Annotated in this window: 13 protein-coding genes and 1 other RNA gene; 11 read left to right on the top strand and 3 right to left on the bottom strand. The window is 66.2% G+C overall.

All coding sequences use genetic code 11. The features are described 5' to 3' along the window. Positions 1 to 30 precede the first annotated feature (30 nt). Positions 31 to 816 (top strand): histidinol-phosphatase, encoded by a 786-nt coding sequence (hisN, locus tag IBX18_RS25545; RefSeq protein ID WP_194836084.1) that lies wholly within the window; start codon positions 31 to 33, stop codon positions 814 to 816. A gap of 167 nt (positions 817 to 983) precedes the next feature. On the opposite strand, the gene IBX18_RS25540 is transcribed toward hisN, so the two are convergent. Genes IBX18_RS25540 through IBX18_RS25530 form a run of 3 tightly spaced genes read right to left on the bottom strand, consistent with a single transcriptional unit; the run spans position 984 to position 3,124 of the window. Continuing rightward, positions 984 to 1,607: a histidine phosphatase family protein gene (locus IBX18_RS25540; RefSeq protein WP_194836083.1), complete on the bottom strand. Its 624-nt coding sequence runs from the start codon at positions 1,605 to 1,607 to the stop codon at positions 984 to 986. Continuing rightward, complete coding sequence (locus IBX18_RS25535) at positions 1,607 to 2,119, bottom strand: GNAT family N-acetyltransferase (RefSeq protein WP_228541777.1); 513 nt, start codon at positions 2,117 to 2,119, stop codon at positions 1,607 to 1,609. The genes IBX18_RS25540 and IBX18_RS25535 overlap by 1 nt, the downstream gene beginning before the upstream one ends. A 36-nt stretch (positions 2,120 to 2,155) precedes the next feature. Continuing rightward, on the bottom strand, positions 2,156 to 3,124 hold the full coding sequence (locus IBX18_RS25530; RefSeq protein ID WP_194836082.1) for an SMP-30/gluconolactonase/LRE family protein: 969 nt from the start codon (positions 3,122 to 3,124) through the stop codon (positions 2,156 to 2,158). Between the two features lie 195 nt (positions 3,125 to 3,319). Here IBX18_RS25530 and recQ point away from each other — a divergent pair, with 195 nt between their 5' ends. The 10 genes from recQ (at position 3,320) to IBX18_RS25480 (ending at position 13,131) form a co-directional block, all read left to right on the top strand. Continuing rightward, on the top strand, positions 3,320 to 5,200 hold the full coding sequence (gene recQ, locus IBX18_RS25525) for a DNA helicase RecQ (protein ID WP_194836081.1): 1,881 nt from the start codon (positions 3,320 to 3,322) through the stop codon (positions 5,198 to 5,200). A gap of 232 nt (positions 5,201 to 5,432) precedes the next feature. Next, complete coding sequence (phoA, locus tag IBX18_RS25520) at positions 5,433 to 6,923, top strand: alkaline phosphatase (protein ID WP_373889226.1); 1,491 nt, start codon at positions 5,433 to 5,435, stop codon at positions 6,921 to 6,923. A 76-nt stretch (positions 6,924 to 6,999) separates the two neighbouring features. After that, entirely contained in the window at positions 7,000 to 8,064 is a 1,065-nt protein-coding gene (locus IBX18_RS25515; protein ID WP_194836080.1) for a metallophosphoesterase, read from the top strand. 67 nt (positions 8,065 to 8,131) lie between these two features. After that, positions 8,132 to 8,365, top strand: a complete 234-nt coding sequence (locus IBX18_RS25510) for a hypothetical protein (protein WP_194836079.1) — start codon at positions 8,132 to 8,134, stop codon at positions 8,363 to 8,365. A gap of 56 nt (positions 8,366 to 8,421) precedes the next feature. Then, positions 8,422 to 8,895, top strand: a complete 474-nt coding sequence (gene smpB / locus IBX18_RS25505; protein ID WP_107658851.1) for an SsrA-binding protein SmpB — start codon at positions 8,422 to 8,424, stop codon at positions 8,893 to 8,895. Between the two features lie 8 nt (positions 8,896 to 8,903). Next, the gene (locus tag IBX18_RS25500; RefSeq protein ID WP_373889236.1) at positions 8,904 to 9,755 is read left to right on the top strand and encodes an EamA family transporter; all 852 of its coding nucleotides are present in this window, start codon (positions 8,904 to 8,906) and stop codon (positions 9,753 to 9,755) included. Between the two features lie 89 nt (positions 9,756 to 9,844). Next, positions 9,845 to 10,216: a transfer-messenger RNA gene (ssrA, locus tag IBX18_RS25495) on the top strand. 440 nt (positions 10,217 to 10,656) lie between these two features. Further along, entirely contained in the window at positions 10,657 to 11,283 is a 627-nt protein-coding gene (locus tag IBX18_RS25490) for a Fic family protein (RefSeq protein WP_194836078.1), read from the top strand. Positions 11,284 to 11,519: 236 nt separating this feature from the next. After that, entirely contained in the window at positions 11,520 to 12,131 is a 612-nt protein-coding gene (locus IBX18_RS25485) for an NUDIX domain-containing protein (RefSeq protein WP_306796411.1), read from the top strand. Positions 12,132 to 12,222: 91 nt separating this feature from the next. Next, complete coding sequence (locus IBX18_RS25480) at positions 12,223 to 13,131, top strand: LysR family transcriptional regulator (RefSeq protein ID WP_135232887.1); 909 nt, start codon at positions 12,223 to 12,225, stop codon at positions 13,129 to 13,131. Positions 13,132 to 13,231 lie beyond the last annotated feature (100 nt).

Raw genomic sequence — 13,231 nt, 5'->3', positions numbered from 1 at the left:
CCGTTCTCCGGCATCCATTAAGGTGCGGGCGTGGCTGTGGACTCTTCTGACCTGGAACTTGCGCTGCGGTTGGCCGATGCGGCCGACGGCATTACCCGGGCACGGTTCGGGGCGCTGGACCTGAAGGTGGATGCGAAGCCGGACCTGACGCCGGTCTCGGATGCCGACCTGGCGGTGGAGCAGGCGATCCGGCAGGTGCTCGCCGAGCAGCGGCCCGACGACTCGGTGCTGGGGGAGGAGTTCGGCGGGGACGCCGAGTTCAGCGGACGGCAGTGGGTGATCGATCCGATCGACGGCACGAAGAACTTCGTTCGCGGGGTGCCGATCTGGGCCACGCTCATCGCGTTGCTGGAAGACGGTGTGCCGAAGGTCGGTGTGGTGAGTTCGCCCGCGCTGTCGCGGCGGTGGTGGGCGGCGGCCGGGGCGGGGGCCTGGGCGAGCTTCGATGCCGAAGCGCCGAAACCGATTTCGGTGTCCGCCGTCGGTGAACTCGGGTCGGCCAGTCTGGGCTTCTCCAGCCTGTCCGGCTGGCGGGAGCGTGATTTGCGGGAGAAGTTCCTGGCGCTCACCGACGATGTGTGGCGGGTGCGGGGTTACGGCGACTTCTTCACCTACTGCCTGCTGGCGGAGGGTGCGCTCGATATCGCGACCGAGCCCGAGGTGTCGCTGTGGGATCTGGCCGCGCTCGACATTCTCGTCCGTGAGGCGGGTGGGCGGTTCACCTCGCTCGCCGGGGAGCCCGGTCCGCACGGTGGTGACGCTGTCGCGACGAATGGGTTGCTGCACGACGAGACGTTGCGTCGGCTGCGGGTCTGAGTCGTGCGCCGTGGCTGGCCGATGTAGCTCGCGTACATCGTCGCGACGATGGCCGCGTGCTGTGCACGCGGCGGGCGATTCACGCAGCCCGTCGGCACCGTCGGGTGGTCGGCACCCCGATGCCGGGCCAAGTCGAGCTGCACCTGACCGATTCGCACCTACGTTTCTCAGAGGTGCAATTCTGGCGGGTATCCGGTCCAGCGCAGGTCCGGTGGTAGGTGGCCGGTGTCGTTGAAGAACAGCACCGAATCGGGTCTGCCTGGGGCGTAACGGATCACCGTGAGCGCGGCGTTGGCGGGGCTGATCCCTATCCAACGCCACTTCGGTGCGTCCAACGCGGCCCGTACCAGCCAGCCGATGAGGAACGCGTGCGTCACCAGCAGTTCGTGCCGGGGAGTGTCGCCCGCGACCGGTCCGGTGAACTGCTCGACGGCTGCCTGCGCCAGTTGCGGTCCGCGGGCTCGCTGCTCGGCGGGGAACTGGGTGAGGAAGCCGAGGATGGCGTCCGCGGACGCTGCGGGCAGTTCGTCTTTCCGTGGCAGATAGGGCAGGTAATCACCGGCGGATTCGGTGGCGTGCAGCGGCACGCCGTCCAGGCGCTCGCCGATCAGCTGCGCTGTCTGCGTCACCTGGGGCAGCGGACCGTGGTGGACCTGCGCGAGCGAACTACCGCGTAGCCGCTCGCCGAGCAGCCAGGCTTGGCTGCGACCGCGTTCGCTCAGTGCACTCTCGTCCGGCGTCGCCTCGCCGTGCCGGGCGAGATAGAGGTACCTGGGGGCCGTTCCGGTCATCAGGCCAGCATCTTCTCCATCAGGACGACGTGTGTGGTGCCGTGGAACTGGGGTGGCAACCGCGTCTCCCGGAGCTCGGTGAAACCTTGTGCGGTGTAGTACTTCCGGAGCACCGCGTTATCGGCGGCGGTGTCCAGGCGTTGCAGGGTGACGCCGTTTTCGAGGGTGTAGTCGGCGCAGAACTGGATGATTCGGGTACCGAGGTCGCGTCCGCGCTGTTCCGGCGCGACCATCAGACCGTGGATATAGCCTGCCTCGGTGTCGTCGTCGGCGCCCCAGAACTCCGGATCCCGCCAGACCACCCGGACAGCGGCGACCAGTGCGCCGGCCTCGCGCCAGACGAACCATTCGCCGCGTGCGGCTTCCTCGGCGACGAGCGTGCTCGGGTACTCGCCCGGCACCCACTGGCCGATGCCGTTGTCGACCATCCACTGGGCGAGCCGATTACGCAGGTGAGCGATGTCTTCGGCATCGTCCGGGGTGGCGACGATCATGGGAGCCGGTTCCGGCATGCTGGTTCCTTTCCGCGCGGGTCCAACCCTTTTGTTCTACCGGCTCGGCGTGGCCGGGGTGAGGTCGATGCCCGCCGGGGGTCGTAGTCGGCGCAGCGTTCCGTCCATTCCGGTGATGTACAGCGCCCAGCCGGCGCCGTCGCGGGCGATGCGTACCGAGGTGGTGCCGTCGGGTGGATTACGCATCGGGCCCGGCTTGATCAGGCCGGTGATGATCGCGCAGGTGGCACCCGTCGTGGTGTTCACCTGGTTGATGGAGCCGAAGGCGTGGTCGGCGACGTAGAGGGTGTCGGCGCGGGTGGCCTCCATATCGTCGGGCATGGAAATGAGATTCGGCACGGCGGAGATGACCACCGGGTTCTCGGGAGCATCCAGGGGGATGCGGAAGATCCGCATGGTCAGGTTGTCGGTGTAGATGGACTTGCCGTCCGGCGCGAGCGCGAGGCCGTTGGTCAGCGGCAGGCTGGACCAGGTTTTGGTGTAGGCACCGGTGGACGGCCGGTAGCGCCCGATCCCGGTGGGCGGCCCGTTGACGCCGATCGTGCTGAACAGGAGGTCGCCGTCCGGTAGCAGTAGCAGTCCGTTCGGGCCGTTCAGCTCGGTCAGCAGGACCGTCGTCGTGCCGGTGGCGATCTCGTATCGCTGCAGCGTGCCGGGCTTTTCGGTGAGCCCGTCGCCGGTCACGAAGTACACATACGGCCCGGCGACCCGGACCCCGGCCGGATGGTCGAGCCCGGTCAGCAGCTTTTCGAACCGGCCCGCGCTGTCTACGTACGCGAAGTACCCGTCGAGGAGGCCGGTGACGTAGAAGCCGCCGTTGCCGTCGGAGTCGAGGTTCTCCAGATTGCCCACCCCCTCGACCAGCGTGGTTGCTTCCCAGCCGTCGGCGCACATCGACGGGATCGGGTCGGCGCCCGCAGTCGGTGCCGCGGCGACCAGCCCTGCGACGAACGCGACTGCCAGCACCGCCGCGCGAATTCGATTTCTCCCCAGCCCTGTTGCCATGTGCGTCAACCTAACAAAACCGCAATACTCCGGCAGCGCGGCAGAATTCGGTTGTTGTGATGAAATTCCAGGTCGGTGCGTCGGCAACGCGAATAGGCCGTCGATCTATCCACATGTGGAGTACTCGAGAAGCGAGCTGGGGATTCTGACGGCGTACCGGTAGCGCCGCGTACGCGCACTCGTAGGATGGGCCGGGTGACTCTCCCCGATGCATTCGCGGCCGCGGCGACCGACACCGATCCCGGTGTGGACGCCGGATCCGGTGCGGCGCAAGAGGTTCTACGCCGAGTCTTCGGCTACGACAGCTTCCGCGGCGACCAGCGCGAAATCGTGGAGCACGTGGTCGCGGGCGGTGACGCGCTGGTGCTCATGCCGACCGGCGGCGGCAAGTCGCTCTGCTATCAGGTGCCCGCGCTGGTCCGGCCCGGCGTCGGCGTGGTGATCTCACCGCTGATCGCGCTGATGCAGAACCAGGTGGACGCGCTCAGCGCGCTCGGTGTGCGCGCCGGATTCTTGAATTCGACCCAGTTCCCGGACGAGCGCCGCGCCGTGGAGGCGCAGTTCGTGGCGGGGGAGTTGGACCTGCTGTACCTGGCACCGGAGCGGCTGCGGCTGGAATCGACGGCGCAGCTGTTCGATCGCGGCAAGGTGGGGCTGTTCGCCATCGACGAGGCGCACTGTGTCTCGCAATGGGGCCACGATTTCCGGCCCGACTATCTGGCGCTGTCCATGCTGCACGAACGCTGGCCCGACGTGCCGCGCATCGCGTTGACCGCGACCGCCACCGCGAAGACCAGCGACGAGATCGTGCAACGTCTCGATCTGGGCAACGCCCGTCGCTTCGTCGCGAGTTTCGATCGACCCAATATCCAGTACCGGATCGAGCCGAAGAACAAGCCCGACCGGCAGCTGCTCGACTTCATCCGCACCGAACACGCAGGCGACGCGGGCATCGTCTACTGCCTGTCCCGCAATTCGGTGGAGAAGACCGCGGCGTTCCTCACCGAGAACGGTGTCAGCGCGGTGCCGTATCACGCGGGCTTGGACAACCGCACCCGTGCGGAGAACCAGACGCGGTTCCTTCGCGAGGACGGTCTGGTCGTGGTGGCGACCATCGCCTTCGGCATGGGCATCGACAAGCCGGACGTGCGTTTCGTCGCTCATCTCGATCTGCCGAAGTCCGTGGAGGGCTACTACCAGGAGACCGGCCGGGCGGGCCGCGACGGGCAACCGTCCACCGCGTGGATGGTGTACGGCCTGAACGACGTTGTGCAGCAACGCAAGATGATCGACTCCTCGGAGGGCGACGCCGCCCATCGCCGCCAGTTGCAGCTGCACCTGGACGCCATGCTCGCGCTGTGCGAGACGGTGTCGTGCCGCCGGGTGCAGCTGCTCAACTACTTCGGTCAGCACGAGCAGCAGCCGTGCGGCAACTGCGATACCTGCCTCAACCCGGCCGAATCCTGGGACGGCACCGTCCCCGCGCAGAAGCTGCTGTCGACGGTGCTGCGGTTGAAACGCGAACGCGGCCAGAGTTTCGGTGCCGGCCACATCGTCGACATCCTGCTCGGTAAGAAGAATCCCAAGGTGCTGCAGCACGATCACCACGAGCTGAAGGTCTTCGGGATCGGCACCGATCTGCGCGATATCGAATGGCGCGGTGTGGTGCGGCAATTGCTGGCAGGCGGGTTGCTCGCCGTGCACGGTGACTACGGCGTGCTGACGCTCACCGACGCGAGCAACGAGGTGCTCTTCGAGGGCCGTCAGGTGCTGCTGCGCCGTGAGCGCGAACGGCCGACCAAACCGGCGCGGGCCGCCAAGGCAGGCAAGGCCGCGGCCGTCGCCGAGATGGCGCCCGCGGATGTTCCGGTGTTCGAGAAGTTGCGCGAATGGCGGGCCGCGACCTCGAAGGAACAGGGCGTTCCGGCCTACGTCGTCTTCCACGACGCGACCCTGCGCGAGATCGCCGCGCGCAAGCCGACGAGCCTGGCCGAGCTCGGCACGGTCACCGGCGTCGGCGAGAACAAACTCGCCAAGTACGGCGAGGGAGTGCTGGAGGTACTGGGCGCAGAGTGACATTCTGCACCCTCGGCCCGATCCGGCAGCTGACTCGACCGGTCTGCCGGATGGCGTCAAATTAACTGCGCGGCAGCGAAATTCGGCTGCCCTGCAACCTGTTCACTTATGCGAACATGCGAATGAGTAATCGTGCGGTAACCGGACGGTTGCCGGACGCACCCTTTCTGTTCAGACGACCTCGTAAAGCTCCGAACATCCCATGTATCTACGAACAACGGAGTTTTCGCTGATGCCCTCTGTCTCGTCGCGCCCCATGCCCCGCCGGTTCCGCGCCGGTGCCGTCCTGGGTGCCGCCGTTCTCGTCGGAGCCTTGGCCGCCTGCGGTTCTTCCGACGCCACGAAGCAGGGCAACGGCGAACTCCTCAGCCCCGCTGCCAAAGGCACGCTTAGTGATAACGGCGGCGCCCGCCGAACCACCGGCGACCGGACCGACGCCCTGCGCGCCTCGCTCAACGGTAACCAGGCCAAGAACGTCATCCTGCTGATCGGCGACGGCATGGGCGACTCGGAAATCACGGTGGCGCGCAACGTCGCCGAGGGTGCGGGCGGCTACTTCAAGGGCATCGACGCCCTGCCGCTCACCGGTTCCTACACCCACTACTCCCTGGACAAGAAGACCGGAAAGCCGGACTACGTCACCGATTCCGCCGCCAGTGGCAGCGCGTGGGCGACTGGAACCAAGACCTACAACGGCGCCATCGGCGTCGACCTGAAGGGCGCCCCGCAGACCAACCTGCTGGAGATCGCCAAGGCCAACGGCAAGGCCACCGGCAACGTGACCACCGCCGAGATCCAGGACGCCACCCCGGCCGTGCTCGGCGCACACGTCACCGACCGCAAGTGTTACGGCCCGGAGGAGACGGCGCTCAAGTGCCCGACCAACGCGCTGGAGCAGGGCGGCCTCGGCTCGATCAGCGAACAGCTGCTGAACACGCGCGCCGACGTCACCCTCGGCGGTGGCGCGAAGAGCTTCGACCAGAAGGCGGCTGCGGGCCAGTGGCAGGGCCAGACCCTGCGTGATCAGGCCAAGGCGCGCGGGTACAACATCGTCGCCGACAGGGCGGGCCTCGACGGACTCGCCGAGGCCGACCAGGACGCCCCGGTCCTCGGCCTGTTCACCCCCGGCAACATGCCGGTGCGCTGGACCGGTGACCTCGCCGTGCCGAACGGCCTGAACCTGCCCGCGCAGACCTGCCGTCCCAACCCCGAGCGCGCCGCCACCCAGCCCGACCTGGCGACGATGACCCGCAAGGCGATCGACCTGCTGAAGCCGCGCAAGAACGGCTTCTTCCTCCAGGTCGAGGGCGCCTCGATCGACAAGCAGGACCACAACGCCAACCCGTGTGGTCAGGTCGGTGAGACCGTCGACCTCGACGAGGCCGTGCGGGCCGCGCTCGACTTCGCCGAGCAGGACGGCAACACCCTGGTGATCGTCACCGCCGACCATGCGCACAGCAGCCAGATCGTCCCGCTCGACACCAAGTCGCCGTCGCTGACCAGCAAGGTCGTCACCAAGGACGGTGCCGAGATGGGTGTCTCCTACGGCAACGCCGACGCAGGCGGCTCGCAGGAACACACCGGCACCCAGCTGCGCGTCGCCGCGTACGGTCCGCACGCCGCGAACGTGGTCGGCCTCACCGATCAGACAGACCTGTTCTTCACCATGTCCGACGCGCTCGGTCTGGACCGGAGCAAGAAAGCGCTAGCTGCGGCAAAGTAGCCGACTGCCGGCCCACCCGGCATCGCCATGGGCGAGGATGATAGCCGGGTGGGTTACGGACTCTCGAGGACATCGCATGCATGACAACAGTTTTGGTCGCCGGGGCTTTCTGGCCGGCGCGGCGGGGATCGCGTCGCTGGTCGGCTTGACGCCCGCCCAGGCGGTACCGGTGGCGGACGGCGTGACCAAGTTCGGTTTCCCGACCGGAAACCGGTTGCGGGTGCTGGTGACCGGTGACGCGGGCACCGGAACGCGCACCCAGTGGGCGGTTGCCGACGCCATGCGTTCGTTCCACCGCCGGGAACCCGTCTCCCTCGCGCTCGGCCTCGGCGACAACATCTACGAGGCGGGCCCGAGCAGCGGCACCGACCGCCAGTTCGCCGACAAGTTCGAAAACCCCAATGCCGGACTGGATTTCCCGTGGTTGATGGTGCTCGGTAACCACGACACCAGCTCCGTCCTGCCCGGTGACGGCGGCTGGCTGCTGCGCGGCAACCACGAGGTCGAGTACCACGCGAACTCGCCGCGCTGGTGGATGCCCAGCCGGTATTACTCGGTGCGGGTACCGGAGCACAACCCCGTCGTCGAGTTCTTCGTGCTCGACCTCAACCCGCTCGCCGCCTATATCCCGCCGATCTTCTCGCCCTACTGGGCGGTCGACGGACAGTTCATGAACGAGCAGCGCGCGTGGTTCGACCAGGCGGTCGCCGCGTCCACCGCCCCCTGGAAGATCGCCTGCACCCACCACCCGTACCTCAGCAACGGCCCGCACGGCAACGCCGGAAACTACGAGGGCCTGCCCATCGAGCCGATCAACGGCGTCCACGTGAAGCGCTTCATCGAGGACCATGTCGCGGGGACCTGCCAGTTCCTGCTCTCCGGGCACGACCATGCGCTGCAGGTACTGGAGCCGACCATCGCCGCCAAGGGCACCAGGCAACTCGTGTCCGGCGCGTCCGCGAAGGTCGTCGGTGCCGAAGACGCCAGACACAGCGGCGCGAACCCCGCGCTGTTCGAGAACTATCACGAGCTCGGCTTCATGGTGCTCGATCTCACCCCGACCGCAGTCGACCTGCGCGTCTTCACCGTCGACGTCGCCAACGCGGCCCCCACGGAGGCCTTCGCCCGACGTCTCGCCTGAGTACCAACTCTGTTGCGGCGCGCGGGAATTACGGCAATCGGCGGCAGCCCCCGCTACGGTGCTGGCTATGGCTACCGGTGATGGCCCTGACGATGATGAAGCGTCGGGCAGTTCCCCTGGTTCCGAGGCCCCGGACGCGCCGCCGAACGTCCGCAGGGAGACCGACCCGTCGGTGGAGAGCGTGTGGCTGCGCCATCGCCTGCCGCCGCGGCCTGGCAGACCTCGCGTTTCCACCGTCTTGCTCGTCGTCGCCTTCATCTCGTTGCTCGCGCTCTGGGTCGTCCTGCGCCCCGGCGGTTAGTGCCGCGCCGCGACCTGGGAATAATCCGGTTGCCGCGTCACTTAAGGTTGATCGTTATGAAGGAACAGGGGCGCAAGGTCATCGCGACCAACCGCCGGGCGCGGCACAACTACACGATCCTGGACGTCTACGAGGCCGGGATCGCGCTGGTCGGCACCGAGGTCAAGAGCCTGCGTGAGGGCAAGGCCTCGCTGGTCGACGCGTTCGCGACGGTCGACAACGGCGAGGTGTGGCTGCGTAACCTGCACATCCCGGAGTTCAGCCACGGCACGTGGACCAATCATTCGCCGCGCCGGACCCGCAAGTTGCTGCTGCACAAGCGGGAGATCGACCGCCTCGTCGGTAAGTCGCGCGAGGGCAATCAGACGCTGGTCCCGCTGTCCATGTACTTCTCCGATGGCAAGGTCAAGGTCGAACTGGCCCTGGCCAAGGGCAAGCAGGACTACGACAAGCGGCAAGATCTGGCAAAGCGCACCGCCGAGCGCGAGGTCACCCGCGAGCTAGGGCGGCGTATCAAAGGCATGCGCTGACCGCCATCCTGCTGTCGCTGGTAGCCGCCCTCGGCTACGGCGTCAGCGACTTCTTCGGCGGCGTCGCGGCCCGCAAGGTGACCGCGCTGCGCGTCGTCATCTACTCCTACCCGATGTCGATCGTGCTCGTGCTGCTGCTCCTGCCGTTCGTCGACGGGGTAGCGGACGCCGAGTCGATGGGCTGGGGCCTGGCGGCCGGCGTGGCCAGCGGCGTCGCGGTCTGGTGGTTCTACGCCGCGCTCGCCAGCGGTCCAATGGCGGTGGTGTCGCCGCTGACCGCGGTGCTGGTGGCCGGCATCCCGGTGTTGGTCGGCCTGATCGCCGGGGAGCGACCAGGGCCGCTCGCCTTCGTCGGCATCGTGTTCGCGTTGGTGGCGGTGTTGCTGGTCAGCCGGGAGTCGCCGGACGCCGTCACCGAGGAGATCACTGGCGGCCGCGAACTGCGGTTCACCAAGATGGTCGCCTTGCTGACCGTCGGATCCGGCTTGGCGTTCGGCCTGATGTTCGTTTTCATGCACGAGACCGCCGCGTCCGCCGGGCTGTGGCCGCTGCTCGCGCAGCGGGTCGCGGCGACCGGTGTGGTGTGGGTGACCGCGTTGACGCGCGGCGAGTTCAAACGGTTGCGCGGCGAACCCTTGCGACTCGCCTTCTACATCAGCGTGCTGGACGTGATCGGCAACGCGGCGCTGCTGTACGCCTTCCACGGCTCGATGCTCGCCCTGGTCAGCGTGATCGGCTCGCTGTACCCGGCGGCCACCGTGCTGCTCGCCATGGTGCTGCTCGGCGAACGCGTAGGCAGGCAACAGCAGGCAGGCATGGTGCTCGCCCTCGTGGCCGTCGGACTCATCGCCGCAGCGTGAGCGGGGTCCGGGACACCGGGCCGATAATGGGAAGAAACGGTCCCTGGCCGGTGTTAATATGAACAGCCCGGCAAGGTGTCGGGACGTACGGGGCTGAACGGTTTCGACTTTGTACGTAGATTCAGGGGAAGCGTGTCGGTGCAGGCAAGAGACCACCGTAAGCGTCATTGCAACCAATTAAGCGCCGATTCCAATCAGCGCGAGTACGCCCTCGCTGCCTAAGTAGCAGGTCGTCTCTGTCAGCCCGGGTTCGTCCCTCGACCCGGGTCCTGGCATCAGCTAGAGGGACTCACCGTCCTGGCCGGTCGCGGACCAGGATGGAACATCAAACAGCGACTGGGATCGTCATCTGAGCTTGTTCGCGAGACCCAGAGATCCGAGTAGAGACACAGCGAACTGCACACGGAGAAGCCCTGGAGACGCGGCGGAGGACCCGGGTTCGATTCCCGGCAGCTCCACTTCACTCGACACGAGGCCCATGCCCACAGAGGGCATGGGCCTCGTCTCGTTTCGTCGTGTCTTGTGGGGGCGCAGCCCCCACACCCCGCCCGGCGGGCTTCACCCCCGGACCCCCACCCAATGGTGCGCCAGCCCCCAGACCCCCTCCCCGGTTTGCCAGTCCCCGACGTTGCGCTCCTTCCGTGGCTCGCCGCCTCGATGTCAGACTGATACGGCAGGATCCACCTGTCGGCGTTCGATCGGTAGCATCAAAGTGCAGAGAGCACGGAATGGATAAGGGGTGAGTCGTGGAGCGTAGTGCGGTATCCAAAGAGGCCGTCAAAAAGGTCGCTGTCCGATCGACCAAGGCTTCCGCGCGGCTCGAGAACCGAGTCGTGCCCGCTGGCTATACGCGGTCAGCGCGGGTCGAGCACTTCTTGGTGACGCGGCGACCGCAGGTCTGATGTCCCTGACGTCGGGCTACGGCGAGACACCCGTCTCCGCTGACGAGGCAGATGCGCTGCTCCCAAACATCCGGGAATTGCTCGGAGAGCCGGTCAGCAAGGCCGCCGTTTACGACCTCGAGCAAGCCATACAAGAACAAGCCAGTGAGACCCTACTGACCGCAGTGCTCGATAAAACGCTGACTCTGGACGAGATGTTGAGCGACTATTTTCTGCGCGACCTTCATCGTCGGCTCTATGGTGACATCTGGGTATGGGCAGGGAAGTTCCGCATGCGTGAGTTGAACATTGGTGTTGCGCCAGAGCAGATCGCTGTTGAGCTCCACGGCTCACTGGAGACCATCCGTTACCGCTGGCACCACACGAACGATTGGACCGCGCGTCAGCTCGGCATCGCGGCGCACGCTGAGACCGTCAGGATTCACCCATTCACGGACGGTAACGGCCGGACGACTCGCCTGCTCGCTGACCTCGTGTTTTTCGCAGCTCAGGACGGTGAGTTGTTGGAGCAGTACGATTGGGAGCTCGATAAGCCTCGGTATATCGATCTGCTGCGCGGATACGACATGCACCGGGACCCTTGTGAACTCGCCGCCTTTATTCCGGTCCGCTCACTCGGTGAATGATCGCGAACCGCGACCGTTCGCTTGGGCGCTGCCCCACACCCCGCCCGGTGGGCTTCGCCCCCGACCCCGGTTTGCTAGTCCCGATGCTTCGGCCCGCGTCAGCCAATTTTGCCCAAGCGAGTGACATCAGCACCCGTATCCTGGGCTCGCTAATAGGCTTTCCAGTTTCGTGCGCAGCGACGAATGGATCACCGTAGCCGCGGCATATCCAACCTGACACGGGCGACGAGTCCACCATGACGCCAGCGACGAATCCATCAGTACACCAGCGACGGATTCACCATCCACAGATTCGAGGAGGACGCGCGGTGCTCGCGACGTCCGGCAGTTGGCAGATATCGAGCGGACGTTCGATCACTACGAGAGAAGCGGGTCAACCGATGAGTGGAACTGCTTGGGAGCCTGATCGGGAGACGAAATTTCGGCGGCACAAGGTGACTGGGGACGTTCATTTGTTGCTGCGGCGTGGTGACCGAGTGTTGTTCGGCAGGCGGCAGAACACTGGGTTCGAGGATGGGGCGTGGCATCTGCCGTCCGGTCATCTCGAGGCGGGTGAGTCTGTGGTTAGTGCGCTGATTCGTGAGGCTGAGGAAGAGATCGGGGTGGTGGTCGAGGCGGGGGATGTGGAGTTCAGTCACGTTATGCACAACGCCTCGTCTGGTGGGCGGGTGGCGTTCTTTTTCACTGTGGCGACGTGGGCGGGGGAGCCTGTCAATCGAGAACCTGAGAAGTGCAGTGCGCTTGGGTGGTTCGCGGTCGATGAGTTGCCGGATCACATGATCGGGTACTGCGGAGTGGCTATGAAGCATGTTGCGGAGGGAACGCCCTTCTCTGTCTATGGGTGGTAGCTGACGAGCGTCGGGCAGGGGTGGACCTGCTGACTTCTCCCCAATCCCGGCGAAACCCTATGCACCCCAAAGAAATGCTTATTCTGGACCGATGTTCGACTCACGGCATGTTCGGGTGTTCGACGAGGTCGTGCGGACGGGCTCGTTTGCGGCTGCGGCGCGGAGTTTGGGGTATACGCAGCCGGCGATCAGTCAGCAGATGAAGGCGTTGGAGCGGTCGGTGGGGACGCCGCTGTTCGTGCGGGTGGGGCGGGGGTTGCGGTTGACGGATGCGGGGCAGGTGTTGGCGCAGCATGCGGCGGGGATTTTGGGGACGATCTCGGCGGCGCAGCAGCAGATGACGGCGATTACCCGGTTGAAGACGGGGCGGGTTCGGGTGTGTGCGTTTCCCAGTGCGAGTGCGACGTTGGTGCCGTCGGCGGTGGCGGCGATCAAGACGCGGCATCCGGGGATCCGGGTCGAGTTGTTCGATGCGGAGCCACCGGATTCGGTGGAGGCGTTGCGGCGGGGGGAGTGTGACATCACGTTGGCGTTCACCTATGACGCCTCGAGTGAGCAGCCGGAATCGGATGACCTGTACAAGGTTTCGCTGCTCGACGATCCGTTGATCGTGTTGCTACCAAAGGGGCATGCGCTGGCGCGGCGGCGAACGGTGGAGTTGGCGCAGCTGGCGGACGAGCGGTGGATCGCCGGGTGTGTGCGCTGCCGTAGTCATTTCATCGAGTCGTGCGCGACTGCCGGTTTCGAGCCGCATATCGATTTCACGACGGACGACAACCTCGCGGTGCAGAGTCTGGTGGCGGCGGGCACGGGGATCGCGGTGATGCCGAGCATGGTGCAGTCGTTCATCCGTCATCCGAAGGTGGTGAGCCGTCCGGTGATTCCGGTGGACTCGCGGACGGTGGCGGCGTACGCGCTGGCCGGCCATCACAACATTCCGGTCACCCGGCTCATGATGGAGGCGTTGCAGGTCGCCGCCGATGAGATGAGCGGCAAGTAGAGCCTGCCGCACACATAACGAATCCTTTGGTTACGGCAACAATGTCTAAGTAGACCGTAGCGTTGCCGCGATGCATGCTGGTCGACATAAGCCGACTCCA

Source organism: Nocardia sp. XZ_19_369 (assembly GCF_015355715.1).
GTDB lineage: Bacteria > Actinomycetota > Actinomycetes > Mycobacteriales > Mycobacteriaceae > Nocardia.
This window is presented reverse-complemented; position numbering and strand designations above follow the sequence as displayed.

Excerpts from the sequence above, each read along its gene's own strand:
- IBX18_RS25540 (WP_194836083.1), bottom strand. The coding sequence starts at position 1,607 with ATGACCGGAACGGCCCCCAGGTACCTCTATCTCGCCCGGCACGGCGAG.
- IBX18_RS25535 (WP_228541777.1), bottom strand. The coding sequence starts at position 2,119 with ATGCCGGAACCGGCTCCCATGATCGTCGCCACCCCGGACGATGCCGAA.
- IBX18_RS25530 (WP_194836082.1), bottom strand. The coding sequence starts at position 3,124 with ATGGCAACAGGGCTGGGGAGAAATCGAATTCGCGCGGCGGTGCTGGCA.
- phoA (WP_373889226.1), top strand. The coding sequence starts at position 5,433 with ATGCCCTCTGTCTCGTCGCGCCCCATGCCCCGCCGGTTCCGCGCCGGT.
- IBX18_RS25515 (WP_194836080.1), top strand. The coding sequence starts at position 7,000 with ATGCATGACAACAGTTTTGGTCGCCGGGGCTTTCTGGCCGGCGCGGCG.
- IBX18_RS25510 (WP_194836079.1), top strand. The coding sequence starts at position 8,132 with ATGGCTACCGGTGATGGCCCTGACGATGATGAAGCGTCGGGCAGTTCC.
- smpB (WP_107658851.1), top strand. The coding sequence starts at position 8,422 with ATGAAGGAACAGGGGCGCAAGGTCATCGCGACCAACCGCCGGGCGCGG.
- IBX18_RS25490 (WP_194836078.1), top strand. The coding sequence starts at position 10,657 with ATGTCCCTGACGTCGGGCTACGGCGAGACACCCGTCTCCGCTGACGAG.
- IBX18_RS25485 (WP_306796411.1), top strand. The coding sequence starts at position 11,520 with ATGACGCCAGCGACGAATCCATCAGTACACCAGCGACGGATTCACCAT.
- IBX18_RS25480 (WP_135232887.1), top strand. The coding sequence starts at position 12,223 with ATGTTCGACTCACGGCATGTTCGGGTGTTCGACGAGGTCGTGCGGACG.